Annotated in this window: 27 protein-coding genes; 21 read left to right on the top strand and 6 right to left on the bottom strand. The window is 37.7% G+C overall.

The window, feature by feature from the left end; genetic code table 11:
* Positions 1-11: 11 nt before the first annotated feature.
* The 12 genes from rplO (at position 12) to HT696_RS02685 (ending at position 8,128) form a co-directional block, all read left to right on the top strand.
* Entirely contained in the window at positions 12-452 is a 441-nt protein-coding gene (gene rplO / locus HT696_RS02740) for a 50S ribosomal protein L15 (protein ID WP_000766087.1), read from the top strand.
* A 12-nt stretch (positions 453-464) separates the two neighbouring features.
* A complete protein-coding gene (secY, locus tag HT696_RS02735) occupies positions 465-1,775 on the top strand; it encodes a preprotein translocase subunit SecY (RefSeq protein ID WP_049511466.1) in 1,311 nt (436 codons plus the stop codon).
* 264 nt (positions 1,776-2,039) lie between these two features.
* Complete coding sequence (locus HT696_RS02730) at positions 2,040-2,678, top strand: adenylate kinase (protein WP_084927969.1); 639 nt, start codon at positions 2,040-2,042, stop codon at positions 2,676-2,678.
* Positions 2,679-2,794: 116 nt separating this feature from the next.
* Positions 2,795-3,013, top strand: coding sequence for a translation initiation factor IF-1 (infA, locus tag HT696_RS02725; RefSeq protein ID WP_001029883.1), 219 nt, complete (start codon positions 2,795-2,797; stop codon positions 3,011-3,013).
* A gap of 24 nt (positions 3,014-3,037) precedes the next feature.
* Positions 3,038-3,154: a 50S ribosomal protein L36 gene (gene rpmJ, locus HT696_RS02720; protein ID WP_001808836.1), complete on the top strand. Its 117-nt coding sequence runs from the start codon at positions 3,038-3,040 to the stop codon at positions 3,152-3,154.
* Between the two features lie 17 nt (positions 3,155-3,171).
* Positions 3,172-3,537, top strand: coding sequence for a 30S ribosomal protein S13 (gene rpsM, locus HT696_RS02715; RefSeq protein WP_000090781.1), 366 nt, complete (start codon positions 3,172-3,174; stop codon positions 3,535-3,537).
* Positions 3,538-3,554: 17 nt separating this feature from the next.
* Positions 3,555-3,938 (top strand): 30S ribosomal protein S11, encoded by a 384-nt coding sequence (rpsK, locus tag HT696_RS02710; RefSeq protein WP_001118385.1) that lies wholly within the window; start codon positions 3,555-3,557, stop codon positions 3,936-3,938.
* 42 nt (positions 3,939-3,980) lie between these two features.
* Entirely contained in the window at positions 3,981-4,916 is a 936-nt protein-coding gene (locus HT696_RS02705; protein ID WP_000568988.1) for a DNA-directed RNA polymerase subunit alpha, read from the top strand.
* An 11-nt stretch (positions 4,917-4,927) separates the two neighbouring features.
* Entirely contained in the window at positions 4,928-5,314 is a 387-nt protein-coding gene (gene rplQ, locus HT696_RS02700) for a 50S ribosomal protein L17 (protein WP_000331493.1), read from the top strand.
* Positions 5,315-5,577: 263 nt separating this feature from the next.
* Complete coding sequence (locus HT696_RS02695; protein ID WP_000644124.1) at positions 5,578-5,844, top strand: ACT domain-containing protein; 267 nt, start codon at positions 5,578-5,580, stop codon at positions 5,842-5,844.
* A 9-nt stretch (positions 5,845-5,853) separates the two neighbouring features.
* Positions 5,854-7,191: a PFL family protein gene (locus HT696_RS02690; RefSeq protein WP_173234359.1), complete on the top strand. Its 1,338-nt coding sequence runs from the start codon at positions 5,854-5,856 to the stop codon at positions 7,189-7,191.
* 244 nt (positions 7,192-7,435) lie between these two features.
* On the top strand, positions 7,436-8,128 hold the full coding sequence (locus HT696_RS02685) for a histidine phosphatase family protein (protein ID WP_050261297.1): 693 nt from the start codon (positions 7,436-7,438) through the stop codon (positions 8,126-8,128).
* Positions 8,129-8,230: 102 nt separating this feature from the next.
* Here HT696_RS02685 and HT696_RS02680 read toward each other — a convergent pair whose 3' ends face one another.
* The 6 genes from HT696_RS02680 to HT696_RS02655 all read right to left on the bottom strand — a co-directional run bounded on the left by HT696_RS02680 (position 8,231) and on the right by HT696_RS02655 (position 15,507).
* Complete coding sequence (locus HT696_RS02680; RefSeq protein ID WP_173283306.1) at positions 8,231-9,889, bottom strand: iron ABC transporter permease; 1,659 nt, start codon at positions 9,887-9,889, stop codon at positions 8,231-8,233.
* A complete protein-coding gene (locus HT696_RS02675; RefSeq protein ID WP_173234365.1) occupies positions 9,879-10,970 on the bottom strand; it encodes an ABC transporter ATP-binding protein in 1,092 nt (363 codons plus the stop codon). The genes HT696_RS02680 and HT696_RS02675 overlap by 11 nt, the downstream gene beginning before the upstream one ends.
* A 12-nt stretch (positions 10,971-10,982) precedes the next feature.
* A complete protein-coding gene (locus HT696_RS02670) occupies positions 10,983-12,029 on the bottom strand; it encodes an ABC transporter substrate-binding protein (RefSeq protein ID WP_023946787.1) in 1,047 nt (348 codons plus the stop codon).
* A gap of 111 nt (positions 12,030-12,140) precedes the next feature.
* Complete coding sequence (locus tag HT696_RS02665; protein WP_172923459.1) at positions 12,141-12,914, bottom strand: response regulator; 774 nt, start codon at positions 12,912-12,914, stop codon at positions 12,141-12,143.
* The gene (locus tag HT696_RS02660; protein WP_173283304.1) at positions 12,907-14,556 is read right to left on the bottom strand and encodes a histidine kinase; all 1,650 of its coding nucleotides are present in this window, start codon (positions 14,554-14,556) and stop codon (positions 12,907-12,909) included. Before HT696_RS02660 ends, HT696_RS02665 begins: the two co-directional genes overlap by 8 nt.
* A gap of 174 nt (positions 14,557-14,730) precedes the next feature.
* A complete protein-coding gene (locus HT696_RS02655) occupies positions 14,731-15,507 on the bottom strand; it encodes a glycyl-radical enzyme activating protein (RefSeq protein ID WP_000406173.1) in 777 nt (258 codons plus the stop codon).
* 121 nt (positions 15,508-15,628) lie between these two features.
* On the opposite strand from HT696_RS02655, the gene HT696_RS02650 reads away from it, so the two are divergent.
* The 9 genes from HT696_RS02650 to leuS all read left to right on the top strand — a co-directional run bounded on the left by HT696_RS02650 (position 15,629) and on the right by leuS (position 26,779).
* Positions 15,629-16,375 (top strand): DeoR/GlpR family DNA-binding transcription regulator, encoded by a 747-nt coding sequence (locus HT696_RS02650; RefSeq protein ID WP_000824972.1) that lies wholly within the window; start codon positions 15,629-15,631, stop codon positions 16,373-16,375.
* Positions 16,376-16,387: 12 nt separating this feature from the next.
* Positions 16,388-17,368, top strand: a complete 981-nt coding sequence (locus HT696_RS02645; RefSeq protein WP_173283302.1) for a sugar-binding transcriptional regulator — start codon at positions 16,388-16,390, stop codon at positions 17,366-17,368.
* 197 nt (positions 17,369-17,565) lie between these two features.
* Entirely contained in the window at positions 17,566-17,886 is a 321-nt protein-coding gene (locus tag HT696_RS02640; protein WP_000402908.1) for a PTS lactose/cellobiose transporter subunit IIA, read from the top strand.
* A gap of 33 nt (positions 17,887-17,919) precedes the next feature.
* Complete coding sequence (locus tag HT696_RS02635) at positions 17,920-18,228, top strand: PTS sugar transporter subunit IIB (protein ID WP_000238723.1); 309 nt, start codon at positions 17,920-17,922, stop codon at positions 18,226-18,228.
* Between the two features lie 16 nt (positions 18,229-18,244).
* A complete protein-coding gene (locus HT696_RS02630; RefSeq protein ID WP_173283300.1) occupies positions 18,245-19,534 on the top strand; it encodes a PTS sugar transporter subunit IIC in 1,290 nt (429 codons plus the stop codon).
* 161 nt (positions 19,535-19,695) lie between these two features.
* Positions 19,696-22,134: a glycyl radical protein gene (locus HT696_RS02625; protein ID WP_000247406.1), complete on the top strand. Its 2,439-nt coding sequence runs from the start codon at positions 19,696-19,698 to the stop codon at positions 22,132-22,134.
* An 18-nt stretch (positions 22,135-22,152) separates the two neighbouring features.
* Positions 22,153-22,821, top strand: coding sequence for a fructose-6-phosphate aldolase (locus tag HT696_RS02620; protein WP_173283298.1), 669 nt, complete (start codon positions 22,153-22,155; stop codon positions 22,819-22,821).
* 17 nt (positions 22,822-22,838) lie between these two features.
* Complete coding sequence (locus HT696_RS02615) at positions 22,839-23,927, top strand: glycerol dehydrogenase (protein WP_112444601.1); 1,089 nt, start codon at positions 22,839-22,841, stop codon at positions 23,925-23,927.
* Positions 23,928-24,277: 350 nt separating this feature from the next.
* Positions 24,278-26,779, top strand: coding sequence for a leucine--tRNA ligase (gene leuS, locus HT696_RS02610; RefSeq protein WP_173283296.1), 2,502 nt, complete (start codon positions 24,278-24,280; stop codon positions 26,777-26,779).
* Positions 26,780-26,943 lie beyond the last annotated feature (164 nt).

Here is a 26,943-nt window from a genome sequence, read left to right as displayed (position 1 = left end):
AGAAAATAAAAATGAAACTTCATGAATTGAAACCTGCAGAAGGTTCTCGTAAAGTACGTAACCGCGTTGGTCGTGGTACTTCATCAGGTAACGGTAAAACATCTGGTCGTGGTCAAAAAGGTCAAAAAGCTCGTAGCGGTGGCGGAGTTCGCCTTGGTTTTGAAGGTGGACAAACTCCATTGTTCCGTCGTCTTCCAAAACGTGGATTCACTAACATCAACGCTAAAGAATACGCAATTGTGAACCTTGACCAATTGAACGTCTTTGAAGATGGTGCTGAAGTAACTCCAGTTGTTCTTATCGAAGCAGGAATTGTTAAAGCTGAAAAATCAGGTATTAAAATTCTTGGTAACGGTGAGTTGACTAAGAAATTGACTGTGAAAGCAGCTAAATTCTCTAAATCAGCTGAAGAAGCTATCACTGCTAAAGGTGGTTCAGTAGAAGTCATCTAAGAGAGGTGACCTATGTTTTTTAAATTATTAAGAGAAGCTCTTAAAGTCAAGCAGGTTCGATCAAAAATTTTATTTACAATTTTTATCGTTTTGGTCTTTCGTATCGGGACTAGCATTACAGTTCCTGGTGTGAATGCCAATAGCTTGAATGCTTTAAGTGGATTATCCTTCTTAAACATGTTGAGCTTGGTCTCAGGGAATGCCCTAAAAAACTTTTCGATTTTTGCCCTAGGAGTTAGTCCTTATATCACCGCTTCTATTGTTGTCCAGCTCTTGCAAATGGATATTTTACCCAAGTTTGTAGAGTGGGGAAAACAAGGGGAAGTAGGCCGAAGAAAATTGAATCAAGCCACTCGTTATATTGCTCTAGTTCTCGCTTTTGTGCAATCTATCGGGATTACAGCTGGTTTTAATACCTTGGCTGGAGCTCAATTGATTAAAACTGCTTTAACTCCACAAGTTTTTCTGACGATTGGTATCATCTTAACAGCTGGTAGTATGATTGTCACTTGGTTGGGTGAGCAAATTACAGATAAGGGATACGGAAACGGTGTTTCCATGATTATCTTTGCCGGGATTGTTGCCTCAATTCCAGAGATGATTCAGGGCATCTATGTGGACTACTTTGTGAACGTCCCAAGTAGCCGTATCACTTCATCTATCATTTTCGTAATCATTTTGATTATTACTGTATTGTTGATCATTTACTTTACAACTTATGTTCAACAAGCAGAATACAAAATTCCAATCCAATATACGAAGGTTGCACAAGGTGCTCCATCTAGCTCTTACCTTCCATTGAAGGTAAACCCTGCTGGAGTTATCCCTGTTATCTTTGCCAGTTCCATTACTGCAGCGCCTGCGGCGATTCTTCAGTTTTTGAGCGCTACAGGTCATGATTGGGCTTGGGTAAGGGTAGCACAAGAGATGTTGGCAACCACTTCTCCAACTGGTATTGCCATGTATGCTTTGTTGATTATTCTCTTTACATTCTTCTATACGTTTGTGCAGATTAATCCTGAAAAAGCGGCAGAGAACCTACAAAAGAGCGGTGCCTATATCCATGGAGTTCGTCCTGGTAAAGGTACAGAAGAATATATGTCTAAACTTCTTCGTCGTCTTGCAACTGTTGGTTCCCTCTTCCTTGGTGTGATTTCCATTTTGCCGATTGCAGCTAAAGATGTATTTGGTCTTTCTGATGTTGTTGCCTTTGGGGGAACAAGTCTCTTGATCATTATCTCTACAGGTATTGAAGGAATCAAGCAATTGGAAGGTTACCTATTGAAACGTAAGTATGTTGGTTTCATGGATAGAACAGAATAAAAGTATTTACTGATACTCTTCGAAAATCTCTTCAAACCACGTCAGCTTTATCTGCAACCTCAAAGCAGTGCTTTGAGCAACCTGCGGCTAGCTTCCTAGTTTGCTCTTTGATTTTCATTGAGTATGAATCAGTAAATGCTGAGGGAGTGGAGATTTAAACTCTGACATTTGTGAGAGTTTGGTCTCCCCTCTTCTATTTTGTTTTTAAATAGGGGTGAAAAGATTTTTTGCTTCTATTTAAAAATAAAATAAGGAGATCAAATCATGAATCTTTTGATTATGGGCTTACCTGGTGCAGGTAAGGGAACTCAAGCAGCAAAAATCGTAGAACAATTCCATGTTGCACATATCTCAACAGGTGATATGTTCCGAGCTGCAATGGCAAATCAAACTGAAATGGGTGTTCTTGCTAAGTCATATATTGACAAGGGTGAATTAGTTCCTGATGAAGTTACAAACGGAATCGTAAAAGAACGACTTTCACAAGATGATATTAAAGAAACAGGATTCTTGTTGGATGGTTATCCACGTACAATCGAACAAGCTCATGCCTTGGACAAAACATTGGCTGAACTTGGCATTGAACTAGAAGGTGTTATCAACATTGAAGTAAATCCTGACAGCCTTTTGGAACGTTTGAGTGGTCGTATTATCCACCGCGTAACTGGAGAAACTTTCCACAAGATCTTTAACCCACCAGTTGACTATAAAGAAGAAGATTATTACCAACGTGAAGATGACAAACCTGAGACAGTCAAACGTCGTTTGGATGTGAATATTGCTCAAGGGGAACCAATCATTGCTCACTACCGTGCCAAAGGTTTGGTTCATGACATCGAAGGTAATCAAGATATCAATGATGTCTTCTCAGATATCGAAAAAGTATTGACAAATTTGAAATAAAGCGTTTTTCACACTTGCAAAAATCCGCTACAAATGTTATACTGAGATAGTCTGACTTATAATTGTTGTCTCTGTGTCTAGAGGCATCGAATCGAAATTTATGGAGGTGCTTTTGCGTGGCAAAAGACGATGTGATTGAAGTTGAAGGCAAAGTAGTTGATACAATGCCGAATGCAATGTTTACGGTTGAACTTGAAAATGGACATCAGATTTTAGCAACAGTTTCTGGTAAAATTCGTAAAAACTATATTCGTATTTTAGCGGGAGATCGTGTTACTGTCGAAATGAGTCCATATGACTTGACACGTGGACGTATCACTTACCGCTTTAAATAATCGAAAAACTTGGAGGGATAAGAAATGAAAGTAAGACCATCGGTCAAACCAATTTGCGAATACTGTAAAGTTATTCGTCGTAATGGTCGTGTTATGGTAATTTGCCCAGCAAATCCAAAACACAAACAACGTCAAGGATAAGATAGAAAGGAGAAAACATGGCTCGTATTGCTGGAGTTGACATTCCAAATGACAAACGCGTAGTAATCTCATTGACTTATGTTTATGGTATCGGACTTGCAACATCTAAGAAAATTTTGGCTGCTGCTGGAATCTCAGAAGATGTTCGTGTACGTGATCTCACATCAGATCAAGAAGATGCTATCCGTCGTGAAGTGGATGCAATCAAAGTTGAAGGTGACCTTCGTCGTGAAGTAAACTTGAACATCAAACGTTTGATGGAAATCGGTTCATACCGTGGTATCCGTCACCGTCGTGGACTTCCTGTCCGTGGACAAAACACTAAAAACAACGCTCGCACTCGTAAAGGTAAAGCTGTTGCGATTGCTGGTAAGAAAAAATAATATAGGAGGTAAAAGTCTTGGCTAAACCAACACGTAAACGTCGTGTGAAAAAGAATATCGAATCTGGTATTGCTCATATTCACGCTACATTTAATAACACTATTGTTATGATTACTGATGTGCATGGTAATGCAATTGCTTGGTCATCAGCTGGTGCTCTTGGTTTCAAAGGTTCTCGTAAATCTACACCATTCGCTGCTCAAATGGCTTCTGAAGCTGCTGCTAAATCTGCACAAGAACACGGTCTTAAATCAGTTGAAGTTACTGTAAAAGGTCCAGGTTCTGGTCGTGAGTCAGCTATTCGTGCGCTTGCTGCCGCTGGTCTTGAAGTAACAGCAATTCGTGATGTGACTCCAGTGCCACACAATGGTGCTCGTCCTCCAAAACGTCGCCGTGTATAATCATCGCATTACACTGCTTTTCGTTTAAGAGGGAGTAACTAAATGATCGAGTTTGAAAAACCAAATATAACAAAAATTGATGAAAATAAAGATTATGGCAAGTTTGTAATTGAACCACTTGAACGTGGCTACGGTACAACTCTTGGTAACTCTCTTCGTCGTGTACTTCTAGCTTCTCTACCAGGAGCAGCTGTGACATCTATCAACATTGATGGTGTGTTACATGAGTTTGACACAGTTCCAGGTGTTCGTGAAGACGTGATGCAAATCATTCTGAACATTAAAGGAATTGCAGTGAAATCGTACGTTGAAGACGAAAAAATCATCGAACTGGATGTTGAAGGTCCTGCTGAAGTAACAGCTGGTGACATTTTGACAGATAGCGATATTGAAATTGTAAATCCAGATCATTATCTCTTTACAATCGGTGAAGGTTCTTCTCTAAAAGCGACTATGACTGTTAACAGTGGTCGTGGATATGTACCTGCTGATGAAAATAAAAAAGATAATGCACCAGTTGGAACACTTGCTGTAGATTCTATTTATACACCAGTTACAAAAGTCAACTATCAAGTGGAACCTGCTCGTGTAGGTAGCAATGATGGATTTGACAAATTAACCCTTGAAATCTTGACAAATGGAACAATTATTCCAGAAGATGCTTTAGGGCTTTCAGCACGTATTTTGACAGAACATCTTGATTTGTTTACAAATCTTACTGAGATTGCTAAGTCAACTGAAGTGATGAAAGAAGCTGATACTGAATCTGACGACCGTATCTTGGATCGTACGATTGAGGAACTGGACTTGTCTGTGCGTTCATACAACTGTTTGAAACGTGCCGGTATCAATACTGTGCATGATTTGACAGAAAAATCTGAAGCAGAGATGATGAAAGTACGAAATCTTGGACGCAAGAGTTTGGAAGAAGTGAAACTCAAACTCATTGATTTGGGTCTTGGATTAAAAGATAAATAAAGGAGGAATACATGGCTTACCGTAAACTAGGACGCACTAGCTCACAACGTAAAGCAATGCTTCGCGATTTGACAACTGACCTTTTGATCAACGAATCAATCGTGACAACTGAAGCTCGTGCTAAAGAAATCCGTAAAACTGTTGAAAAAATGATTACTCTAGGTAAACGTGGTGATTTGCATGCACGTCGTCAAGCAGCTGCTTTCGTACGTAATGAAATCGCATCTGAAAACTATGATGAAGCAACTGATAAGTACACTTCTACTACAGCACTTCAAAAATTGTTCTCAGAAATCGCACCTCGTTATGCTGAACGTAACGGTGGATACACTCGTATCCTTAAAACTGAACCACGTCGTGGTGATGCAGCGCCAATGGCGATCATCGAATTAGTATAAATCATCAATTTTGTTGAGTGTTATGATGATGGAGTCTTGTGCTCTTAGTCTAGCTCTGGTCTACCGCTAGGATTTCGGTCCTAGCGGGAACACTCATCATAAGTTGGGATAGTAGACGCTTGTTTACGAAATTGTTTTTTTCTTAAGAACAACTTCGTAAGCAGGCGTTTTTGAGTATTTTCGTTAGAATTATGCTATACTATTTGAAAAGAATCCTGTTTAATGTTCAGGTTTCCTATTAAAAGAAGAATTGGAGTTTGCTTATGAAAGCGATTATAACTGTTGTTGGTAAAGATAAATCTGGAATTGTTGCAGGTGTTTCTGGTAAAATTGCAGAATTAGGATTGAATATTGACGATATCTCTCAAACTGTCTTGGATGAATATTTTACGATGATGGCTGTTGTATCTAGTGATGAAAAGCAAGATTTTACCTATCTTCGTAATGAATTTGAAGCTTTTGGGCAAACTTTGAATGTAAAAATCAATATTCAGAGTGCAGCGATTTTCGAAGCTATGTATAATATCTAGGAGGTCATCATGGATATTAGACAAGTTACTGAAACCATCGCCATGATTGAGGAGCAAAACTTCGATATTAGAACCATTACCATGGGGATTTCTCTTTTGGACTGTATCGATCCAGATATCAATCGTGCTGCGGAGAAAATATATCAAAAAATTACGACCAAGGCGGCTAATTTAGTAGCTGTTGGTGATGAAATTGCGGCTGAGTTGGGAATTCCTATCGTTAATAAGCGTGTATCGGTGACACCTATTTCTCTGATAGGGGCAGCGACAGATGCGACGGACTACGTGGTTCTGGCAAAAGCGCTTGATAAGGCTGCGAAAGAAATCGGTGTGGATTTTATTGGTGGTTTCTCTGCCTTGGTACAAAAGGGGTACCAAAAGGGAGATGAGATTCTTATCAATTCTATTCCTCGTGCTTTGGCTGAAACGGACAAGGTCTGCTCGTCAGTCAATATAGGCTCAACCAAGTCTGGTATCAATATGACGGCTGTCGCAGATATGGGACGAGTTATCAAGGAAACAGCAACTCTATCTGATATGGGGGCAGCTAAGTTGGTTGTGTTTGCTAATGCTGTTGAGGATAATCCATTTATGGCAGGTGCCTTCCATGGTGTTGGGGAGGCAGATGTTATCATCAATGTTGGAGTTTCTGGTCCTGGTGTGGTGAAACGTGCCTTGGAAAAAGTTCGTGGAGAGAGTTTTGATGTAGTAGCAGAAACAGTCAAGAAGACTGCCTTTAAAATCACTCGTATCGGTCAATTGGTTGGTCAGATGGCTAGTGAGAGACTGGGTGTGGAGTTTGGTATTGTGGACTTGAGTTTGGCGCCAACTCCTGCGGTTGGAGATTCTGTAGCACGTGTCCTAGAAGAAATGGGACTTGAGACAGTTGGAACACACGGGACGACAGCTGCCTTGGCTCTCTTGAACGACCAAGTTAAGAAAGGCGGAGTGATGGCCTGCAACCAAGTCGGTGGTTTGTCTGGTGCCTTTATCCCCGTTTCAGAGGATGAGGGAATGATTGCTGCAGTGCAAAATGGCTCTCTTAATTTGGAAAAACTAGAAGCTATGACGGCTATCTGTTCCGTTGGTTTGGATATGATTGCCATTCCGGAGGATACACCTGCTGAAACCATTGCGGCCATGATTGCAGATGAAGCTGCAATTGGTGTCATTAACATGAAAACAACAGCTGTTCGTATCATTCCAAAAGGAAAAGAAGGCGATATGATTGAATTTGGTGGTCTTCTTGGTACAGCTCCAGTTATGAAAGTCAATGGGGCTTCGTCTGTTGATTTCATCTCTCGTGGAGGACAAATCCCAGCACCAATTCATAGTTTTAAAAATTAAAAAAATAAGAGAAATTTTAAGTTCTATTTAAGGTTGGATGTGTATACTATAATCATTAAATAAAGACCTCCTAATATTATTTGAAACAGATAACACTGATTTAGTTTGAATTTGATTTTCATCTAATATCTTTATTTAATAGAACTCCTAAACTTTTTCATAATAATCTCCTGCAAAAGTCACCTGTCTGGGTGGCTTTTGTTTTATCATCCATGATATAATAGAAGCAAACGGAGGACGGAAAATGGTAAAAGTACGATTGTATTTGGTACGTCATGGCAAGACTATGTTTAACACGATTGGTCGCGCGCAAGGTTGGAGCGATACTCCCTTAACAACTGAAGGTGAACGAGGGATTCAAGAATTAGGAATCGGTTTGCGAGAATCTGGTCTACAGTTTGAGCGCGCTTATTCCAGTGATTCTGGTCGCACCATTCAGACAATGGGAATTATCCTTGATGAACTTGGTTTGCAGGGGAAAATCCCTTATCGCATGGACAAGCGTATCAGAGAATGGTGTTTTGGTAGCTTTGATGGAGCCTACGATGGCGATCTTTTCATGGGCATTATTCCTCGTATCTTTAATGTGGACCACGTTCACCAATTATCTTATGCGGAACTGGCTGAGGGTTTGGTAGAGGTCGATACAGCTGGTTGGGCTGAGGGCTGGGAAAAACTCAGTGGCCGAATTAAGGAAGGTTTTGAAGCGATTGCCAAAGAAATGGAAGAGCAAGGTGGGGGCAATGCTCTCGTTGTCAGCCATGGAATGACCATTGGAACCATTGTTTATCTGATCAATGGTATGCATCCACATGGTCTCGATAATGGTAGCGTGACGATTCTTGAATATGAGGACGGTCAGTTTAGCGTAGAAGTTGTCGGCGACCGTAGTTACCGGGAACTAGGACGTGAGAAGATGGAGGAAGCCTCTATTTAATCAGTTTAGACTTACTTGCCATGAGCTAGGGATTTGATAGGAATATCAAGATAAGAAAAAACAGCCGAGGGTAATCCTTTCGGCTGTTTTTGATGGGGAAAACTAAAGTGTAATGCTGTTGCTTTTAGAGATTTTCATGAACAAGAGCAAGGAAGCTACTGTTAGAACAGTCAGGATAGTTGACAAGGCTGCGGCTACACCGTAATTTCCTCTGAGAACCTCTGTATAAATAGCTACAGTCATTGTTCTTGTTTTGACATTGTAGAGGAGGATAGAAGTAGAGAGTTCTGAAATCATTGTGACCCAAGATAGGATGACTCCAGAAATAATACCAGATAGCATCATTGGAGTTGTAATCTTGGCAAAGGTATTGAGACGGCTACTTCCTAAGCTTTCCGCGGCTTCTTCAATACTTGGGGCTATTTGTTGTAAGCTAGCAACAGATGAGCGAATAGTATAAGGCAATCTTCTGACAGATAGGGACATAATCAAGATGAAAGCAGTTCCTGTAATCATAAGAAATCCACTTCCAAATAGGCCAGTATTGAAGGAAGAAATGAAGGCAATCCCTAGAACGGTTCCTGGTACAATATAAGGTACCATACTGAGGCTGTCAATTAAGTTTGTAAACAAATTCCGTTTTCTAACGGCTAGGTAGGAGATAAATGTTGCGAATAGGACAACTAGAACTAAGGCAATCAAAGGGATACGAATAGTATTGAAAATAGCAGAGCCCATACGATTGAAAGCTACCTTGTAACTATTTAGAGAATAACCTTTGACAAATACCATACCTGATGTTTTTAGGAAAGAGGTATAAATCAAGTAGATTTGAGGTAAAACAGAGATAAAGATAATTCCGTAGACTGTTGTATAAATGGCAGCCATTTTTCCTTTTGTAGTTTTTTTAGGCTCAATTGGATGGAGCGAATTCATGCTGAAACTGTAGCGATTTGCAATGTGTTTTTGGATAAGGAAAATCGCCAAGGCAATGATAATCGCCATAATTGCTAAAGCAGATGCAAAAGCAGAATTTCCTCCAACCTCGCTAATAAATTGGGTATAAATCAAGACTGGGAAAGTCCGATATCCTTCACCAATTAACATAGGTGTCCCAAAGTCTGAGAATGCTCTCATAAATACAAGTAGGGCAGCAGCTAGTAAGGTTGGAACGAGGAGAGGTAAAACAACCGTTACGATACGCTTAAATCCGAAGGACCCCATGCTTTCAGCAGCTTCAAGTAGAGAATTGTCAATACTTTTCATTGTCCCAGCAACGTATAGAAATACCAGTGGGAATAGTTGCAGTGTAAAGACAAGTACAATTCCTTTGAATCCATAAATATCGATAGCTGGAAGATGAAGGGCATTTGTCAGGAATTTAGTAATGACCCCATTTCGTCCCAGCAAGAGAATCCAGGAGTAGGCTCCCACGAAAGGAGCTGACATAGAAGCAATGATAATCAATATTTGTAGAAATTTCTTTCCCTTGAAGTCATACATAGAGAAGAGATAAGCTAATAGGGTTCCTACAACTAAGGAAGTGACAGTAGCGGTAATGGAAACCTTGAAACTGTTGACAAGTGTCTCAGAGTAGTAGGCTTTACCAAAGAAAGTGACAAAATTAGCTAGTGAAAATTGTCCTTCATGTATGAGTGCTTGCTTGAGCACGGTAACGATAGGATAAACCAGAAAGACAAGATAGGTAAGAAAGATGAAGAAAGAGGAGGCTGTCCAAATATTTAGTTTTTTACGTTCCATGGTTGACTCCTTTTATCAGGTTTTGCGAACCATCTGCAGAAAAGACGTTTAATTTTTGGGTATTGATTCGTAGACGAATACGATCGCCTTTTTGTAGATCTTCTTCAAAAGTTGATTCTTCGCTAACTTGAATTTTTGAGGCAAAACCTGTCTCAATGAAATACTCCGTATTTAGTCCAAGATAGACGCTATCGCTAATAGTTCCTTCAATATCTCCAGATTCATCTTTGATAAACTCTTCAGGACGAATACTTACATGAATAGCTTGCTCCTCAGCCTGATCAAGAGCTGGCATTCGAAGGGCATAGCCATCTGAAAAAACGATATAAGCGCCGTTGCTCCGTTTTTCGAGATTAGCAGGGATAATATTTGTGCGTCCGATAAAGGTTGCTACAAACTCATTAGCTGGTTTATGATAGAGTTCTTTTGGCCGACCGATTTGTTGGATAACTCCGTCTTTCATAACAGCAATTTGGTCTGAAATAGCCATGGCTTCTTCTTGGTCGTGGGTCACATAAACGGTTGTAATTCCCACTTCGTGTTGGATTTCTCGAATAGCTTGACGCATATCCAAGCGAAGTTTGGCATCTAGGTTACTGAGCGGCTCGTCCATGAGGAGAACACTTGGATTAACAGCTAAGGCACGTGCCAAGGCGACACGTTGTTGTTGTCCACCACTGAGTTTATCAGGCTTTCGATCCGCATATTGAGCAATTTGCATGAGTTCAAGATATTTATTGGTCTGTTGTACTAATTCTTCTTTTGGAACCTTCTTTTGCTTGAGACCAAAAGCAACATTATCTCGGACAGTCAAATGTGGGAAAATAGCGTAGTTTTGGAAAACCATCCCGATATTGCGTTTGCTGGGTTCCATATTATTGATTTTTGTATCATCGAAGTAAAATTCTCCGCCTTCGATACTGTTGAAACCTGCAATCATACGAAGAAGGGTCGTTTTCCCACACCCTGAGGGTCCAAGAAGGGTAAAGAGACTTCCTTTTGGAATTGTAATGTTCAAATTCTCAATAACAGGGACATCGTGGTAGATTTTTTTGGCGTTAATAATTTTGATCTCACTCATAGTGAACCTCTTTTACTGTTTAGATTGGATATCTGTAAAGACTTCGTTGTATTTCTTAACGATATCTGATTTATTCTTGATGACATAATCATAATCTTCAGTGAGTGTTTTGATTTTGTCAATTGGTTTCATATTTTCGCTTGTTTTAGCATTTTTACGAACAGGCCGGTTAGTAGTGGTTGTACCAAGTGTATCTTGTACTTCTTGAGAGATAATGAAATCGATAAATTTCTTGGCATTTTCCATATTTTTAGCTTTTTTAACGATAGCAGCACTAGCAGGTAGGAAGACTGTTCCTTCTTTTGGATAGACTACCTTGATATTAGCTCCGTCATTTAAGAGTTTAACTGCTGGATCTTCATAAGAGAGACCAACAGCCATTTCTCCGTCAGCGACTGCTTTATAGACACCAGATGAACTTGAACCGATTTTCCCATCAATAAGTGTGAAGAGATCTTTTACATAAGACCAAGCTTTATCGTCTTTGTAACCACCTTGAGCTTGTAGCATATTTGTTAATTGAGCAAAGGCGCTAGAAGAGTTTGCTGGGTCAGCAGTTGCGATTTTTCCTTTTAGTTCAGGTTTGAGAAGGTCGCTATATCCTTCGATGTTCATGCCTTTCGTTAAATCAGGATTGACGATTAAAACACTACCATCTAGTGTATAAGGTGTAGAGTAGCCAGTTGTGTTTTGATATTCTTTGATAACATTATCATTTTCTTTTGAAGTATAGTTTTCAAAGAGTTCTCCGTGGGTAGCATATTGTGTATAAGAACCACCAAAGATGACATCAGCTACAGGAGCTTCTTTTTCTGACTCTAGTTTTTTGAAAAGTTCTCCAGTACCAGCTTGAATCAGTTCTACTTTGATACCATATTTTTCTTCAAAGGCAGGAATAGTTGCTCCGATTAAGCCCTCTGAGTTTGGTGAATAAACGACTAGCGAACCGCCGTCTCCTTTATCAGATGAATCGCCATCGGCAGATTCATTAGAAGAACAAGCAGCAAGACCAAAAAGAGCTAGTCCGCAAGCAGCATAATACATCCATTTCTTTTTCATGATGGATACCTCCGTTGTGTTATTTAAGTTTATTTTAAAACAATGTAAGCGTTTTAAAAACCGACAATTCTATTCTATTAGAGTAAAATTCTCTACAAAAAGAAGAATAGCTTATTTTACTATTCTTCCGAGTGATTTCAATTCCTTTGGAGAAATATGGAGATACTTTTTAAAAACTTTGGCAAAATATTTATAGTCTGAAAATCCAACTTGATCAGAAATGTCGCTTAGAGGGGAGTTGGGAGATTCAGCCATCTTCTCTATAGCTTGTTTCAGACGATATTGTAAGATATATTCATTTAGAGTCATGGGGAAGTCTTCTTTGATAACTTTATATAGATAGCTTTCGCTATAGTTTAAAGCTTCAGCAATAGTCGCAATCGTAAAATGCTCTGCATAATGCTTGTGGACAAAGGAAATAATTTGTTGAATGATTTGGTTTTGTGTATCAACCTGTTGGATAGAGGTGAGTAAAGTTTGATATTCTTCTAAAAAAGGAGTTTCTTGATAGGTGCTACCTTGTAATCGCAAAACAATGTTTTGAAGACATTCTGTCAATTCCTTGGTATCAATTGGCTTGGATAAGAAATCAACTGCTCCATATTGCATGGCTTTTTTGGCATTTTGAAAATCGTTATAACCTGATAAGATAACTTTTTCATAAGAAAGGGTACGAGTAGCTTCGAACATCATAAAAGCATCCATAATTGGCATTGTGATGTCTGTTAAGACAATATGAGGTTCTTTTTCTTGGATGAGTTTCATTCCCTCTTGACCGTGACTGGCAGTTCCTACGACTTGGATACCTAAGGCAGAGTAGTCTACGGCAATCTCTAGCCATTTTCGAATGAGGTGTTCGTCTTCTACGATAATGAGCTTAAACATGAGTTAGTCCTTTCGTTACAAATTTGACCCAAGTTTCTCCTTGGCGATTGACTCCTAAATCTAGCTGGACATCAGAAAAGAAATTGCTCAATCGTTTGTAGCTGTTCACGATGCCATGCTGGGTATGAGGGCTTTCTAAAGAGTCTAAAATAGCGAGTCGCTCTTGTTTTGTGAGTCCTCCAGCATTATCCTTGACTAAAAAAGTTAGAGAATCTGATTCCAAGGTAATTTGGATATCAATATGAAGATCAATACGGTATTGCATCCCATATTTTATAGCATTTTCTACTAGAGGAAGCAAGAAAAGTTTAGGAATAGGCTGATTATCAACAGTTTCTGGGCAGACAATATCATAGGAGAAGTGCTCGAAACGAATCTTATGAATCATCAGGTAATCCTCTATAATCTTTAAATCCTGACAAATGGTTGTTTCTTTTTCTAAATCGGTGATACTGTAGCGAAGAATGCGCGTGAGATTTTGAATTAGGTCTTGTGTGAGGGCGGCATCCATTAAAGAAGTGATTTTAATCGTTTCAAGTGTATTGTAGAGAAAATGAGGATTGAACTGAGCTTCCAGCATTTTTCTTTCAAAAATCCACTTTTCTTTTTCGATGGTCAACATTTTTTGATGAAGTTGATCTAATTCGTACAACATATTGTTTATTTTTTCTGCCATAAACTCAAACTCATCACCTGTTTGTAGAGAAAGCCTTTTTTCTGCTTGTTTAGGAATTTCTTGAAGTTGGTAAACTAAGCTTTCAATAGGAACAGCGTTGTGTGTAGCAATCTTATGAGCAATTCGTCTTGCTTGCCAGAAGTAGAGGAAGAATATACATAAGGTGAGGACGGAGGCTAGGCCGAGTAAGCTAGGAATGGGAAAGAAGGATTGAAAAGTATAGATTGAAAAAATAGCACCGACTTTTTCTTTTTGAACAATAAGCGGTTCATTCGCATACCAGTGGGTGCGAGAGTGTAGGAGTTTTTCATCCAATTTTTCAAGAGTGGAACGAGTAAACTGATTTGTATTGTTGGAAAACATATTTCCAAAGCTATCGGTAATGATGTATTTAGAATTTATCATTGGGAAACTTGAGATGAAATCATTCTCATTTACGAAAGCAATAGTATAGGCCTTAATTCGTTGGTCTTGAAGTAGTGGTTTGATAAAGAGTGTGTAATGTCGCTTGTCTGAAGAGAGTGCAATTTTTTCTGTCACTTTTTCTTGAGAAGGATTTTGAATGAGTAGTTTTAGATAGTAGGGAGATAAAATACTTTCTTGATGATTTCGATTGGTACTAAATAGTAATTCACCTGTATCGCTTAGAATAATGAGGTCAGAACTAAGCTTCAATCTAGCTTTTGTCTCGTAAAATAAGCTAAATACTTCTCGCTCTGTGTGTTTGCCGTCCAAAAATTCAGGAATCATTTTATGGTTCATAGTAGTCAGGAGCTCATTATTTGCTTCTTTCATTTCTTGAACCTGTTTTACAATCTGTCTCGTATCTTTAGAGAGTTGCTGCTTTTGTAAAAAATAGGAAAAACCAAAAAGTAAAATGAGTAGTAAAAGAGAGGTCATAAAGGCTGCGATAGAGCTTCTATGGAGAATTTCTTTTTGGAGAGATTTTTTAAAGGAATGAGACATCCGCTACCTCCTTGGAAGGGTTTTCTGTTATAAGTATAGCAGTTTAAAAATTCTAGAGCAAGGTAAAATAGAAAAGGTTTGGCTAAAATTTTTTAGCTAAACCTTTTGAAAAGTTAAGTATGTATTATAGATGATTGTTATCTGCAAATAGCTAGAGCATTTCAAGGAAATAAACTAGAAATAACAATTAATATGATGGTTCAGAAATACTTTTTGATAATCAATAAGATCTTCGGGATGAAGTGCGTTGACTCCATCCATTTCATATTTCCGATTTAATAAACGATATTTGTTTTCACCAAATTGATGAAAAGGGAGTAGTTGAACTTGGTCGATATTTAATGAGTTAAATAGAGTAGCGAATTCTTCTGCATCCTCTAAACTATTGTTAAAATCAGGAATAACCGGGATTCTTAAAACAATCGTTTTATGTTGAGAAAAAGCATAATGAATGTTTTTAATAATCATTTGATTAAAAACCCCAGTCACTTTTTTATGTTTTATAGAATTATAATGTTTTAGGTCTGTGTAGATAAAATCCACATATTGGATTAAATCAACAAATTTTTCATGGTCAACAAAGGCAGTGGTTTCAATGGCAGTGTGTATGTGATGTTCTTTAGCTGACTTTAAGATGGCTTTAGCAAATTCAAACTGAGCAAATATTTCACCCCCTGATAAAGTTAAACCTCCACCGGATTCTTCGTAAAATTCTTTATCTTTTAATACCTCTGTAATAATTTCTTCTACAGTTTTTTCTTCACCTACTAAAGTGAATTTCTCTCGTTGAGCATCTTTCATTTTTTCAGGTTTCATTCTTTGAGATTCAGGATTAGAACACCATGGACAGCGCAGAGGACATCCTTTTAAAAAAACAGTTGTACGAATACCCGGACCGTCATGAATTGAAAAGTGTTGAATATTAAAAATAATTCCTTTAGATATTTCCATAAGAGTTCCTCCTCTTTATAATTCTATCCTATCACAAAAACGAAAGAAAAACAATTACGAACGAAAGTTTAATTTGTTGTTTTTTGCTTTTTATTTTGGTAGAATAAAACGGAGGTGTAAAATGAAAAGATTGGAACAAATTATTAAATTAGTATCAGAATATGAAAAGATTGATGTTAATACATTATCGGAAAAATTAAATGTATCGAAAGTAACGATTAGAAAAGATTTAGATAAATTAGAGTCAAAAGGCTTATTACACAGAGAGCATGGATATGCTGTGTTAAATAGTGGAGATGACTTAAATGTACGTTTGTCAATTAATTATGAAATTAAGAGAAAAATTGTTCAAGAAGCAGTAAAATTGGTATCAGATAATGAAACAATAATGATAGAATCTGGTTCAACCTGTGCTTTACTTGCTGAGGAAATTTGCAAGCAAAAAAGAAATGTCACTATTGTAACAAATTCATTTTTTATAGCAAATTTTGTAAGAGGTTATGATTCATGTCGTGTTATTGTTCTTGGTGGAGAGTTTCAGAAAGATTCACAGGTTACCGTAGGACCTTTATTAAAAGAAATGATACAGACTTTTCATGTGCGTCAAGCTTTTGTTGGGACAGATGGCTACGATAAAGAGATGGGCTTTACAGGAAAAGATTTAATGCGCAGTGAGGTAGTTCAATATATTTCAGCAGCGTCGGATAAAGTCATTGTGCTAACTGACTCAAGTAAATTTGATAAAAGGGGTACAGTAAGAAGATTTGCTTTAAGTCAAGTATATGAAGTGATAACAGATGAAGCATTATCTAAACAAAATATAGCTACATTAGAAAATGCTGGGATAATGGTTAAGGTAGTTTCGTAAGAGGTTAAGTGTATGAATCAAGATAGGAATAAACTGCTCTCTAAAATTGCTTATCTGTATTATATTGAAAACTTAAATCAGTCACAAATAGCAGCAAAATTAGGAATTTATAGAACCTCTATTAGTAGAATGCTAACAGAAGCAAGGAATGCAGGAATTGTTAAAATTGAAATAGAGAATTTTGATACCAATATGTTTAAGTTGGAAAATTATGTAAAAGAAAAATATGGTCTGGAAAGTTTAGAAATTATTCCAAATGAATTTGATGATACTCCAACAATTTTATCTGAAAGAATTTCTCAAGTTGCAGCAGGTGTCCTTAGGAATCTAATTGATGATAATATGAAAATTGGCTTTTCTTGGGGGAAAAGTTTAAGTAATTTAGTAGATTTAATCCACAGCAAAAGTGTCCGAAATGTTCACTTCTATCCTCTAGCAGGTGGTCCTAGTCACATACACGCTAAATACCATGTGAATACACTGATTTATGAAATGTCTAGAAAATTTCATGGAGAGTGTACATTTATGAATGCAACAATTGTGCAAGAAAATAAATTGTTAGCAGATGGTATTTTGCAATCAAGATATTTTGAAGATTTGAAAAATAGTTGGAAAGATTTAGATATAGCTGTGGTTGGGATTGGTGATTTTAGTAATAAGGGAAAACATCAATGGTTAGACATGCTTACAGAGGATGACTTTAAAGAATTAACCAAAGTTAAAACTGTAGGAGAAATTTGTTGTCGATTTTTTGATTCAAAAGGTAAAGAAGTCTATGAAAACTTACAGGAAAGAACGATAGCAATCTCTTTGGAAGATTTAAAAAATATTCCTAAAAGTTTAGCTGTTGCTTACGGTGATACGAAAGTATCTTCGATTCTTTCTGTCTTGCGTGCTAATTTAGTAAATCATTTGATTATAGATAAAAATACAATTTTAAAAGTTTTGGAAGAAGATGGTGATTTTTCTTTTCGAAATATTTTATGTGAGTGAAAATGATAGACTGATATCAGTTTATCGTTTTTTCTTTTTAATCAATTGCACATTTGTGCTTATATAAATAAAAATTGTTTATTTGTTGATTTTTGGATTGACAAGTTTCTTATGTAGTTGTATTCTATAGTTACAAAAGAAAATTTTAAAATTTCAAATGAAAAAAGCTTTTTACATAGTGAAATGAGGAGGAATTTATGGAAATTATTGTTCCAGATCAAATTATCATGGGTTTAATTTTATATGCTGGCGATGCGAAACAACATATTTATAAAGCGTTAGATTATATAAAAAACGGTACATGTGAACGATGTGAAGAAGAAATCCAGTTAGCTGATGCAGCCTTATTAGAAGCCCATAATCTACAAACAAAATTCTTGGCACAGGAAGCGTCTGGTACAAAGACAGAAATAACAGCTCTCTTTGTTCATTCACAAGATCATCTCATGACTAGTATGACGGAGATTAATTTAATCAAAGAAATTATTAGTTTGAGAAAAGAACTTCATAAAAAATAATACTAGAGTATTAACATAGAGGAGGAAAATATAATGGTGAAGATTGGTTTGTTTTGTGCAGCAGGTTTTTCTACTGGTATGCTTGTAAATAATATGAAAATTGCAGCGCAATCTAGTGGAGTTGAGGCAGAAATAGAGGCGTTTTCTCAGTCTAAATTAGCGGATTATGCCCCAAATCTAGATGTTGCACTGTTGGGACCTCAAGTTGCTTATACATTAGATAAATCAAAAGAAATTTGTGATAAGTGTGATGTTCCGATAGCTGTTATTCCGATGATGGACTATGGTATGTTAGATGGGAAAAAAGTATTAGATTTGGCCCTATCTTTGATTAGTGGGTAAGAAAAGGAGATTTATTATGGCAAAGATGGATGTTCAAAAAATCATTGCACCTATGATGAAGTTTGTGAATATGCGTGGTATTATAGCTCTAAAAGATGGTATGTTAGCAATTTTGCCATTGACAGTAGTTGGTAGCTTATTCTTGATTATGGGACAATTGCCATTTGAAGGATTGAATCAAAGTATTGCTAGTGTATTTGGAGCAAATTGGACAGAGCCGTTTATGCAAGTATATTCAGGAACTTTTGCGATTATGGGTCTAATTTCTTGTTTTTCAATTGCCTATTCTTATGCTAAGAATAGCGGAGTAGAGGCTTTGCCAGCTGGGGTTCTATCTGTATCTGCATTCTTTATTTTGCTAAGATCATCTTATATCCCTAAACAAGGTGAGGCAATTGGGGATGCTATTAGTAAAGTTTGGTTTGGAGGTCAAGGAATTATCGGTGCTATCATTATAGGTTTGGTAGTAGGAAGTATTTATACCTTCTTTATAAAGAGAAAAATTGTTATTAAGATGCCAGAACAAGTTCCACAAGCTATTGCCAAACAGTTTGAAGCAATGATTCCAGCATTTGTAATTTTCTTATCTTCTATGATTGTATATATTTTAGCGAAGTCATTGACTAATGGCGGAACATTTATTGAAATGATTTATTCTGTTATTCAAGTTCCATTGCAAGGTTTAACTGGATCTTTGTATGGTGCAATTGGAATTGCATTCTTTATATCATTTTTGTGGTGGTTTGGTGTCCATGGACAATCGGTAGTAAATGGAGTAGTGACAGCTCTGCTTTTATCTAATCTTGATGCTAATAAAGCTATGTTAGCCTCTGGTAATCTATCATTAGAAAATGGTGCACATATTGTTACTCAACAATTTTTAGATTCATTTTTAATTCTATCTGGTTCAGGGATTACGTTTGGACTTGTAGTTGCGATGCTTTTTGCATCAAAATCTAAACAGTACCAAGCGTTAGGGAAAGTAGCAGCTTTTCCAGCAATATTTAACGTAAATGAGCCAGTTGTATTTGGATTTCCGATTGTTATGAATCCAGTTATGTTTGTACCTTTCATTCTTGTTCCTGTACTTGCAGCTGTTATAGTATATGGAGCTATTGCAACAGGTTTCATGCAGCCATTTTCAGGAGTTACATTACCTTGGAGCACCCCAGCTATTATATCAGGATTTATGGTTGGTGGATGGCAAGGAGTTATTACTCAGCTGGTGATATTAGCGATGTCTACATTAGTTTATTTCCCATTCTTTAAAGTACAGGATCGTTTAGCTTATCAGAATGAAGCATGATAATTCTAAAAAAACATTTGTGTATTATCATTAAACACACACATTTGTGCTAAAAATTAGAGAGTTAAACTTTTTCTAGTTAAAAGCTTGAAATTTTCTAAAAAACCAGGTATTATATTTTCGAAAGAAACAAAAATATTTTCGAAAGAAAGGTGCTTATTATGGTAAATAAAGAAGTAGCAAGAACGACAATTAAGACAGAATATTTTGGTAGCCTTACTGAAAGGATGAACAAATATCGAGAAGATGTTTTAAATAAAAAACCTTATATTGATGCTGAGAGAGCGGTTCTAGCAACACGCGCTTATGATCGATATAAGGAACAACCTAATGTCCTAAAACGCGCCTATATGCTGAAAGAAATTTTGGAAAATATGACTATCTATATCGAAGAAGAATCTATGATTGCGGGAAATCAAGCTTCTTCCAATAAAGATGCTCCTATTTTTCCAGAATATACGCTAGAATTTGTTCTCAATGAGTTGGATCTTTTTGAAAAGCGTGATGGAGATGTTTTCTATATTACTGAAGAAACAAAAGAACAACTTAGAAGTATTGCTCCGTTTTGGGAAAATAATAATTTACGTGCTAGAGCTGGTGCCTTGTTACCTGAAGAAGTGTCTGTTTATATGGAAACAGGATTCTTCGGTATGGAAGGTAAGATGAATTCTGGAGATGCTCACTTAGCAGTTAACTATCAGAAACTGTTGCAATTTGGTTTAAGAGGTTTTGAAGAGCGAGCTCGTAAAGCGAAAGCAGCTCTAGATTTAACAGATCCAGCAAGTATTGATAAATATCATTTTTACGACTCTATATTTATCGTAATCGATGCTATTAAAGTATATGCAAATCGCTTTGTTGCTCTTGCTAAAAATTTAGCCGAAAATGCAAATCCTAAACGTAAGAAAGAATTACTTGAGATTGCAGATATTTGCTCTAGAGTCCCATATGAACCGGCAACTACTTTTGCAGAAGCTATTCAATCAGTTTGGTTTATTCAATGTATTTTACAAATTGAATCTAATGGCCACTCTCTTTCATATGGTCGTTTTGATCAATATATGTATCCATATATGAAGGCTGATTTAGAAAGTGGTAAAGAAACAGAAGATAGCATTGTTGAACGTCTGACAAATCTTTGGATTAAGACAATTACAATTAATAAGGTTCGCAGTCAAGCACATACATTTTCTTCAGCAGGAAGTCCTTTATATCAAAATGTTACAATTGGTGGACAGACTCGAGATAAGAAGGATGCTGTTAACCCATTATCTTATTTGGTATTAAAATCAGTTGCACAAACCCATCTACCACAACCTAATCTAACTGTACGTTACCATGCAGGTTTAGATGCTCGTTTCATGAATGAGTGTATTGAAGTAATGAAACTTGGTTTTGGTATGCCTGCATTTAATAATGATGAGATTATTATTCCTTCTTTTATTGCAAAAGGAGTATTGGAAGATGATGCTTATGATTACAGTGCCATTGGATGTGTTGAAACGGCAGTTCCAGGGAAGTGGGGCTATCGTTGCACAGGTATGAGTTATATGAACTTCCCTAAGGTTCTACTTATCACGATGAATGATGGAATTGATCCGGCTTCGGGTAAACGGTTTGCACCAAGCTTTGGACATTTTAAGGATATGAAGAACTTTTCTGAATTAGAAAATGCTTGGGATAAAACACTAAGATATTTGACACGAATGAGTGTTATTGTTGAAAATTCTATTGATTTATCATTGGAACGAGAAGTTCCTGATATTCTATGTTCAGCATTGACTGATGATTGTATTGGTCGTGGAAAACACCTGAAAGAAGGTGGAGCAGTATATGATTATATATCAGGTTTGCAAGTTGGAATTGCAAATTTGTCGGATTCATTAGCTGCAATTAAAAAATTGGTATTTGAGGAAGAACGTATAAGCCCAAGTCAGCTTTGGCATGCACTGGAAACAGATTATGCCGGAGAAGAAGGTAAGGTCATTCAAGAAATGTTGATTCATGATGCACCTAAGTACGGTAATGATGATGATTATGCTGACAAATTGGTTACTGCTGCTTATGACATTTATGTTGATGAAATTGCTAAATATCCTAATACACGTTATGGAAGAGGTCCTATTGGAGGAATTCGTTATTCAGGAACATCTTCTATCTCAGCCAACGTAGGACAGGGACGTGGAACATTAGCAACGCCAGATGGACGCAACGCGGGTACACCGTTAGCAGAGGGTTGTTCACCATCACATAATATGGATCAACACGGCCCTACATCTGTTTTAAAATCGGTTTCAAAATTACCAACAGATGAAATCGTAGGTGGGGTTCTCTTAAATCAGAAAGTAAATCCTCAAACGTTAGCCAAAGAAGAAGATAAATTAAAACTAATTGCTTTGTTACGAACATTCTTTAATCGTTTACATGGGTACCATATTCAATACAATGTTGTTTCCAGAGAGACGTTGATTGACGCTCAGAAACATCCTGAAAAACACAGAGATTTAATTGTTCGTGTTGCAGGATACTCTGCATTCTTCAATGTTCTTTCTAAGGCAACCCAAGATGATATTATAGGACGTACTGAGCATACATTGTAAAATAAAGAGGTTCTTTTTATGGAATTTATGCTTGACACATTAAATTTAGATGAGATTAAAAAGTGGTCTGAAATTTTACCGCTAGCTGGGGTAACTTCAAATCCCACTATTGCCAAAAGAGAGGGTTCTATTAATTTTTTTGAACGAATCAAAGATGTAAGAGAATTGATTGGCTCTACACCCTCTATTCATGTTCAGGTGATTTCTCAAGATTTTGAAGGCATCTTAAAGGATGCTCATGAAATTCGGAGACAAGCAGGAGATGATATATTTATCAAAGTACCTGTTACTCCAGCTGGATTACGTGCAATAAAGGTGCTAAAAAAAGAGGGCTACCCTATCACTGCAACAGCTATTTATACAGTTATTCAGGGATTATTAGCTATCGAAGCAGGAGCTGATTACCTAGCTCCATATTATAATAGAATGGAAAATCTGAACATTGATTCAAATTCTGTCATTCGTCAATTAGCTCTTGCTATTGATAGACAGAACTCTCCTAGTAAGATTTTAGCTGCATCCTTTAAAAATGTAGCACAAGTAAATAATGCTTTAGCTGCAGGTGCGCATGCTGTTACAGCAGGAGCAGATGTTTTTGAATCAGCTTTCGCCATGCCATCTATCCAAAAGGCGGTTGATGATTTTTCTGACGATTGGTTTGTTATTCAAAATAGTCGTTCCATTTAGGTAGAAAGGAAACAAACATGAGAATTTTTGCTAGTCCTTCGAGATATATTCAAGGGGAGAATGCCTTGTTCGAAAATGCCAAATCAATATTGGATTTGGGAAATCGTCCGATTCTATTATGCGATCAGTTGGTTTATGATATTGTTGGAAAACGATTTGAAGATTACCTACATAGGTATGGTTTCCATATTGTTCTAGCCCAGTTTAATGGTGAAGCTTCTGACAATGAAATCAATCGAGTTGTTGCCTTGGCTGAGAAAGAAAATTGTGATAGTATTATCGGTCTTGGTGGTGGAAAGACGATTGATAGTGCAAAAGCTATTGCAGATTTGATTGAAAAGCCTGTTATTATTGCTCCAACAATTGCATCGACCGACGCACCTGTATCTGCTTTATCTGTTATTTATACAGATGAAGGTGCATTTGATCATTATCTATTTTATTCTAAAAATCCAGATTTAGTTTTGGTTGATACAAAAGTTATTTCACAAGCCCCTAAGCGTTTATTAGCGTCTGGTATTGCAGATGGTTTAGCAACTTGGGTTGAGGCGCGTGCGGTTATGCAGGCAAATGGAAAAACTATGTTAGGACAACAGCAAACGTTGGCTGGAGTTGCAATTGCGAAGAAATGTGAAGAAACGCTGTTTGCAGATGGTTTACAGGCTATGGCAGCTTGTGAAGCTAAAGTGGTGACACCAGCATTAGAAAATATTGTTGAAGCTAATACTTTATTGAGTGGCCTAGGTTTTGAAAGTGGAGGATTAGCTGCGGCGCATGCAATTCATAATGGTTTTACTGCATTGACGGGTGACATTCATCATTTAACACATGGTGAAAAAGTAGCTTATGGAACTTTGGTACAACTTTTATTGGAAAATAGACCTAAAGAAGAACTTGATAAGTATATTGAGTTTTACAAAAAAATTGGTATGCCAACAACTCTAAAAGAAATGCATTTAGATCAAGTTGGATATGATGATTTAATAAAAGTTGGTAAACAAGCAACTATGGAGGGTGAGACAATCCATCAGATGCCGTTTAAGATTTCGCCTTCAGATGTTGCTCAAGCTATCATCGCTGTAGACGCCTATGTAAATTCAAAATAAACAATAAGGACTACTGTTTTCCAAATGGTAGTCTTTTATTGATCCTCGTATTGAATCCGACGTTCTTCATAAATCAAAAAGCGACATAGGTTGTCGGCTATTTATTATAAATACATTAATTAGCATTCCAGTCGTATCTTCGGTCTAAAATCAGTATTTTATGTTATAAGAGATAAGCTTCTTGTTTTGCTCTTTGATTTCTCGCATAACAATAAGATAAAAAAGTGGGTGATAGAGCAATTCAGAGCCATCAAAATTAATGAAATACAGTATACAGTTTTTTCTTTTAACACATTTCAAATTCCCTCAAAAATGGTATAATAGTAACATCACAAAATTGGAGAGAGACCATGAGTTTTTACAATCATAAAGAAATTGAGCCTAAGTGGCAGGGCTACTGGGCAGAACATCATACATTTAAGACAGGGACAGATGCATCAAAACCGAAGTTTTATGCTCTTGATATGTTCCCTTATCCGTCTGGAGCGGGTCTGCACGTAGGACATCCAGAAGGCTATACTGCAACCGATATTCTCAGCCGTTACAAACGTGCGCAAGGCTACAATGTCCTTCACCCAATGGGTTGGGATGCTTTTGGTTTGCCTGCAGAGCAATATGCTATGGATACTGGTAATGACCCAGCAGAATTTACAGCGGAAAATATTGCCAACTTCAAACGCCAAATCAATGCGCTTGGATTTTCTTATGACTGGGACCGTGAAGTCAATACAACAGATCCAAATTACTACAAGTGGACTCAATGGATTTTCACCAAGCTTTACGAAAAAGGTTTGGCCTATGAAGCTGAAGTGCCAGTAAACTGGGTTGAGGAACTAGGAACAGCTATCGCCAATGAAGAGGTTCTTCCTGACGGAACATCTGAGCGTGGAGGCTATCCAGTTGTACGCAAACCAATGCGCCAATGGATGCTCAAAATCACGGCCTACGCAGAGCGCTTGCTCAATGACTTAGATAAACTAGATTGGCCAGAGTCTATCAAGGACATGCAACGCAACTGGATCGGGAAATCAACTGGTGCAAATGTAACTTTCAAAGTTAAGGGAACAGATAAGGAATTCACTGTCTTCACCACTCGTCCTGATACTCTTTTCGGTGCGACTTTCACTGTCTTGGCTCCTGAACATGAATTAGTAGACGCCATCACAAGCACAGAGCAAGCAGAAGCAGTAGCAGACTATAAACACCAAGCCAGTCTGAAATCAGACTTGGCTCGTACAGATCTTGCCAAAGAAAAAACTGGTGTTTGGACTGGTGCTTATGCCATCAATCCTGTCAATGGTAAGGAAATCCCAATCTGGATTGCGGACTATGTTCTTGCTAGTTATGGAACAGGTGCTGTTATGGCTGTTCCAGCCCACGATCAACGTGACTGGGAATTCGCCAAACAATTTGACCTTCCAATCGTCGAAGTACTTGAAGGTGGAAACGTTGAAGAAGCTGCCTACACAGAAGATGGCCTTCACGTTAATTCAGACTTCCTAGATGGACTCAACAAAGAAGACGCTATTGCTAAGATCGTGGCTTGGTTGGAAGAAAAAGGCTGTGGACAAGAGAAGGTTACCTACCGTCTCCGCGATTGGCTCTTTAGCCGTCAACGTTACTGGGGTGAGCCAATTCCTATCATTCATTGGGAAGATGGAACTTCAACAGCTGTTCCTGAAAGTGAATTGCCACTTGTCTTGCCTGTAACCAAGGACATCCGTCCTTCAGGTACTGGTGAAAGTCCGCTAGCTAACTTGACAGATTGGCTTGAAGTGACTCGTGAAGATGGCGTCAAGGGTCGTCGTGAAACAAACACTATGCCACAGTGGGCTGGTTCAAGCTGGTACTACCTCCGCTATATTGATCCACACAATACTGAGAAATTAGCTGACGAGGATCTCCTCAAACAATGGTTGCCAGTGGATATCTACGTGGGTGGAGCAGAGCATGCCGTTCTTCACTTGCTCTATGCTCGTTTCTGGCATAAATTCCTCTATGACCTCGGTGTTGTTCCGACTAAGGAACCATTCCAAAAACTCTTTAACCAAGGGATGATCTTGGGAACAAGCTACCGTGACCATCGTGGCGCTCTTGTGGCAACCGATAAGGTTGAAAAACGTGACGGTTCTTTCTTCCATGTGGAAACAGGGGAAGAGTTGGAGCAAGCACCAGCCAAGATGTCTAAATCCCTCAAGAACGTTGTTAACCCAGACGACGTGGTGGAGCAATACGGTGCTGACACCCTTCGTGTCTATGAAATGTTCATGGGACCACTTGATGCTTCAATTGCTTGGTCAGAAGAAGGTCTGGAAGGAAGCCGTAAGTTCCTTGACCGTGTTTACCGTTTGATTACAAGCAAGGAAATTGCTTCAGAAAACAATGGTTCTCTCGACAAGGTTTATAACGAAACTGTCAAAGCTGTCACAGAACAAATTGAATCATTGAAATTCAACACAGCTATTGCCCAACTTATGGTCTTTGTCAATGCGGCTAACAAGGAAGATAAGCTCTATGTTGACTATGCCAAAGGCTTCGTTCAGTTGATTGCACCATTTGCACCTCACTTGGCAGAAGAGCTCTGGCAAACAGTTGCAGCAACAGGAGAATCTATCTCTTATGTAGCTTGGCCAACTTGGGATGAAAGCAAATTGGTTGAAGACGAAGTCGAAATCGTCGTCCAAATCAAAGGTAAAGTTCGTGCCAAACTCATGGTCGCTAAAGACCTATCACGTGAGGAATTACAAGAAATTGCTCTCGCTGATGAAAAAGTCAAAGCAGAAATTGACGGTAAGGAAATCGTGAAAGTGATTGCGGTGCCTAACAAACTCGTTAATATCGTCGTTAAATAACGAGTTTATTAGCTCTATCTGCCACCTTCAATAGTCCACTGGACTATTGAAGCCAACTAAATTGGTTAATATTATTGTGAAATAAGATAGGAATCCTTCAGAGTAGAATCTGGGGGATTTTTTATTTGACAGGAAGTTTCTATTTTGTTAATATGATTAACAAA

It is taken from the genome of Streptococcus sp. 9903 (assembly GCF_013276625.1).
Lineage (GTDB): Bacteria > Bacillota > Bacilli > Lactobacillales > Streptococcaceae > Streptococcus.
Note: the sequence above shows the minus strand (reverse complement) of the source record. Positions and strands in the feature narration are given on the sequence as shown.

Bases quoted from the DNA above. Each gene is read 5' to 3' on its own strand.
- HT696_RS02705 (WP_000568988.1), top strand. From the start codon at position 3,981: ATGATCGAGTTTGAAAAACCAAATATAACAAAAATTGATGAAAATAAA.
- HT696_RS02690 (WP_173234359.1), top strand. From the start codon at position 5,854: ATGGATATTAGACAAGTTACTGAAACCATCGCCATGATTGAGGAGCAA.
- HT696_RS02680 (WP_173283306.1), bottom strand. From the start codon at position 9,889: ATGGAACGTAAAAAACTAAATATTTGGACAGCCTCCTCTTTCTTCATC.
- secY (WP_049511466.1), top strand. From the start codon at position 465: ATGTTTTTTAAATTATTAAGAGAAGCTCTTAAAGTCAAGCAGGTTCGA.
- HT696_RS02615 (WP_112444601.1), top strand. From the start codon at position 22,839: ATGAGAATTTTTGCTAGTCCTTCGAGATATATTCAAGGGGAGAATGCC.
- HT696_RS02630 (WP_173283300.1), top strand. From the start codon at position 18,245: ATGGCAAAGATGGATGTTCAAAAAATCATTGCACCTATGATGAAGTTT.
- HT696_RS02695 (WP_000644124.1), top strand. From the start codon at position 5,578: ATGAAAGCGATTATAACTGTTGTTGGTAAAGATAAATCTGGAATTGTT.
- HT696_RS02645 (WP_173283302.1), top strand. From the start codon at position 16,388: ATGAATCAAGATAGGAATAAACTGCTCTCTAAAATTGCTTATCTGTAT.
- HT696_RS02730 (WP_084927969.1), top strand. From the start codon at position 2,040: ATGAATCTTTTGATTATGGGCTTACCTGGTGCAGGTAAGGGAACTCAA.
- HT696_RS02620 (WP_173283298.1), top strand. From the start codon at position 22,153: ATGGAATTTATGCTTGACACATTAAATTTAGATGAGATTAAAAAGTGG.
- HT696_RS02640 (WP_000402908.1), top strand. From the start codon at position 17,566: ATGGAAATTATTGTTCCAGATCAAATTATCATGGGTTTAATTTTATAT.
- HT696_RS02625 (WP_000247406.1), top strand. From the start codon at position 19,696: ATGGTAAATAAAGAAGTAGCAAGAACGACAATTAAGACAGAATATTTT.
- HT696_RS02670 (WP_023946787.1), bottom strand. From the start codon at position 12,029: ATGAAAAAGAAATGGATGTATTATGCTGCTTGCGGACTAGCTCTTTTT.
- HT696_RS02660 (WP_173283304.1), bottom strand. From the start codon at position 14,556: ATGTCTCATTCCTTTAAAAAATCTCTCCAAAAAGAAATTCTCCATAGA.
- rpmJ (WP_001808836.1), top strand. From the start codon at position 3,038: ATGAAAGTAAGACCATCGGTCAAACCAATTTGCGAATACTGTAAAGTT.
- rpsM (WP_000090781.1), top strand. From the start codon at position 3,172: ATGGCTCGTATTGCTGGAGTTGACATTCCAAATGACAAACGCGTAGTA.
- HT696_RS02655 (WP_000406173.1), bottom strand. From the start codon at position 15,507: ATGGAAATATCTAAAGGAATTATTTTTAATATTCAACACTTTTCAATT.
- leuS (WP_173283296.1), top strand. From the start codon at position 24,278: ATGAGTTTTTACAATCATAAAGAAATTGAGCCTAAGTGGCAGGGCTAC.
- HT696_RS02675 (WP_173234365.1), bottom strand. From the start codon at position 10,970: ATGAGTGAGATCAAAATTATTAACGCCAAAAAAATCTACCACGATGTC.
- HT696_RS02635 (WP_000238723.1), top strand. From the start codon at position 17,920: ATGGTGAAGATTGGTTTGTTTTGTGCAGCAGGTTTTTCTACTGGTATG.
- rplQ (WP_000331493.1), top strand. From the start codon at position 4,928: ATGGCTTACCGTAAACTAGGACGCACTAGCTCACAACGTAAAGCAATG.
- HT696_RS02650 (WP_000824972.1), top strand. From the start codon at position 15,629: ATGAAAAGATTGGAACAAATTATTAAATTAGTATCAGAATATGAAAAG.
- rplO (WP_000766087.1), top strand. From the start codon at position 12: ATGAAACTTCATGAATTGAAACCTGCAGAAGGTTCTCGTAAAGTACGT.
- HT696_RS02685 (WP_050261297.1), top strand. From the start codon at position 7,436: ATGGTAAAAGTACGATTGTATTTGGTACGTCATGGCAAGACTATGTTT.
- HT696_RS02665 (WP_172923459.1), bottom strand. From the start codon at position 12,914: ATGTTTAAGCTCATTATCGTAGAAGACGAACACCTCATTCGAAAATGG.